2 protein-coding genes are annotated in these 2,963 nt (G+C 45.5%); both read right to left on the reverse strand.

What is annotated here, in order from left to right; translation table 11 throughout:
- A partial coding sequence (locus tag O9290_RS24805; RefSeq protein WP_288087639.1) for an RRXRR domain-containing protein occupies nucleotides 1-1,063 on the reverse strand: 1,063 nt, incomplete at its 3' end.
- 272 nt (nucleotides 1,064-1,335) lie between these two features.
- Nucleotides 1,336-2,775 (reverse strand): phosphoglucosamine mutase, encoded by a 1,440-nt coding sequence (gene glmM, locus O9290_RS24810; RefSeq protein WP_288056814.1) that lies wholly within the window; start codon nucleotides 2,773-2,775, stop codon nucleotides 1,336-1,338.
- Nucleotides 2,776-2,963 lie beyond the last annotated feature (188 nt).

The raw sequence follows: 2,963 nt of genomic DNA on the forward strand, positions 1-2,963 counted from the left end.
TTAACTGAATCTTGCTAACAGCTATCTGTCCCAATCGTTGACCATTGGTATCGCTTACAGATAGCTGTTTTTCGGTATCTCCACTGACATAACCAATCCCTTTGGGAGAAGAAACTAAATCTCCTTTACGGAACCCATGTCCTGTGGTAGAGCCACCATATTTACGTCGTTTACCACCTTTAGAAAAAACCATCAGGTGAAGTTGACGACGACTAATAGGAGGACGTTTGATGACAGCGAAGGGAGCGTTTGTTACTTTAACATAACCCTTCCAATCATATCCATGACTATTAGAATTGTGAAATGGCCAATAATCTAAAAACTGAAAACAGGCAAGAGCAATTCCATCGTTAGCATGACTTTCTGGTGATTGTTCTGCTTTATTTTTCGACTTTTCTAGTCGCAAATATTTTCTGAGATTAGAGGTTTGCCAACCAAAGCGAGTATGGACTGTTGCCAATCGAGACAGTTGCTCAATAGCCCATTTTTGTCCGACCATAACCGACGAAAAACCTTTTCCAGACTTAGCTCCTTTTCTACCGGAAGTTAGAGCAATATCGGCTTTGATGTACTCAAAATAAATATCGGTAATTGGATAGATTTTGGTTAGTTCGGAAACGACTCGAAGTTCGAGTTGACGATTAGCTCTAATTGAGGGGGATAATTTTCCTTGTCTTCTATTTGAAAATCGTTTTTGTCGATGCGCTCTTAGATTAAAAGGAAGTTGGCGGTTAATCCGTCTTCCTCTACGTCCTCTTCGCATTAAGCAGCGATTGTCCATGCGCTCTCTTACTCGTTTAAAAGGAAGTTCTAAGTGACCCTTCCAAAGAGTAAAAAGAGAGGATTGAACGCCAATTCCAGAGAATAATTTACCCGGGTCAATACCAATGGCAATCGGTTGGGTTTTGTTGTTAGAGGATTCAGTGGTTAGCTGGACATAGAAAATACCTAAGTCGTTGAATTTACCGATAGCTTTTCCTTCCTTAATCCACCGTCTGGCCCGACTGGGTTTAGTGGGCATCAACGGCTTTCCGTCTTTTGAAATAACAGGATCTCTTGCCATGGAGATAATCCTTAAGAGTAAAGTTAAAGTCCCTTACCGCAACACAATCAAGATGTCTTGTCTAACAACGCTTTACCAATAAAGCTTAGAGGGAATCCGAACTAGGGAAGTATTCGGAGGTCTGTGCCAGATTGTGTCTCGATGCGGTAGTCTCTACTTGCGTCGCCTAAATTGGTTTAGGCAAGCTCCGTCGCTTTTAGGGCGGGGTTAGTGACAATTATCCCTTGCTAGGCTAGGCTAAGGGCATTATAATCCCTGTCCCCCTCGATCGACTACAAAAGATAGCTTCGCACCGCTGCCACTAGCCTTTCTGTCCAAAAATTGGCTAATTCTAGGGTTTCTGCTTCCACCATCACCCGAATTAAGGGTTCTGTCCCGGAAGCGCGCACCAAAATTCTGCCTTTTTCTGCCATAGCTGTCTCAGCTTTGAGTATTTCTCGCCGCAAAGGTTCACATTGCTGCCAATTACGTCGCACTTCTCTATCTTCCACCCGCACATTGCGTAAAATCTGCGGATAGGTGACAAAGCTATGATCGACTAAGTTAGCCAAGGAAACCGCCGATTTCTGCACTAAAGCCGCTAAATGTAGGGCGGTTTGCATTCCATCCCCAGAAACCCCGTAATGATGGCAGAGAATATGACCGGATTGTTCACCCCCTAGCATGGCTCCAGTTTCCCACATTTGCGCCTGAACGTGCTGATCGCCCACGGCAGTCCGCAAGAATTGACCCCCCAGTTTTTGCCAAGCGCGTTCAAAACCTAAATTAGCCATCACCGTGGCTACTAATAACCCATCGGGTAGCTGTCCGGCTTCTAAGAGGGAACGACCCCAAAAATAGAGGATATAATCGCCATCTACTACTCTACCTTGACTATCCACGGCCAGGACTCGATCGGCATCGCCATCGAAGGCAAACCCTAAATCCGCTTGCTGATTAATCACCGCCGCCTGTAAGCTTTCTAAATGGGTAGAACCACAATTAACGTTAATGCGATCGCCGTCGGCTCGATCGTGTAGGCAGATAACTTCCGCCCCCAAAGCTTGGAATACTAAAGGTGCTAGGTTAACGGCTGCCCCCCAAGCTAGATCTAAAACTATTTTTAATCCCGATAGGTTAATATCCCTCCCGACGGAATCAATGACAGCTTGATAATATTTTTGGATTAATTCGGGACAAAAAGTCGCTTTTCCCCAATTTTCCGGTTTATCTGCTAATTCTAAATTGCCTCTTAAACCCGCTTCTATCTGTGCCGCTAAAGTGCCAGATAATTTTAAACCGCTGCTGTCAAAAAATTTAATGCCGTTATCTTCGGGAGGATTATGACTGGCAGAAATCATGATCCCCCCCATCGCTTCGCTTTCTCTGGTTAAATAGGCGACGCAGGGAGTGGGACATAATCCCAGTTGCCAGACTTCTATTCCCGCCCAAGTTAAACCCGCAGTGATAGCATTGGCTAACATATCACTGGAATTACGGGAATCTTGACCGATAATTACTGGTTTGGTGACACCAGCTTGATTTTTTAATACCTGTCCTGCCCAAAATCCGATTTGTAGCGCTAGGGGGGCAGTTAATAATTCTCCCACTTGGCCGCGAATTCCGTCCGTGCCAAACAGGGGTGATGGCGGTAATTCGATTAAACCCCCTAAGGATAACAGGGGATGCGATCGAGCTTTTTGCCCATTTTGATACGATAGAGACGCTACCATGGCCGATTCCTTTCCTCACACAACACACTCAGAGGATAACATGATCACCGATTTTTTAAAATCAATGTTCCCAGTTGACCTTAATTCTCTTTCCGGGGTTCCTTACATAGGGTGTGGGGTGTGGGGTGTGGGGTGTGGGGTGTGGGGTGTAGGGTGTGGGGTGTGGGGTGTAGGGTGTAGGGTGTAGG

Source organism: Microcystis sp. LE19-41.2A (assembly GCF_027530405.1).
Classification (GTDB): Bacteria; Cyanobacteriota; Cyanobacteriia; order Cyanobacteriales; family Microcystaceae; genus Microcystis; species Microcystis aeruginosa.

Coding starts and splice junctions, on each gene's coding strand:
- glmM (WP_288056814.1), bottom strand. CDS start 2,775: ATGGTAGCGTCTCTATCGTATCAAAATGGGCAAAAAGCTCGATCGCAT.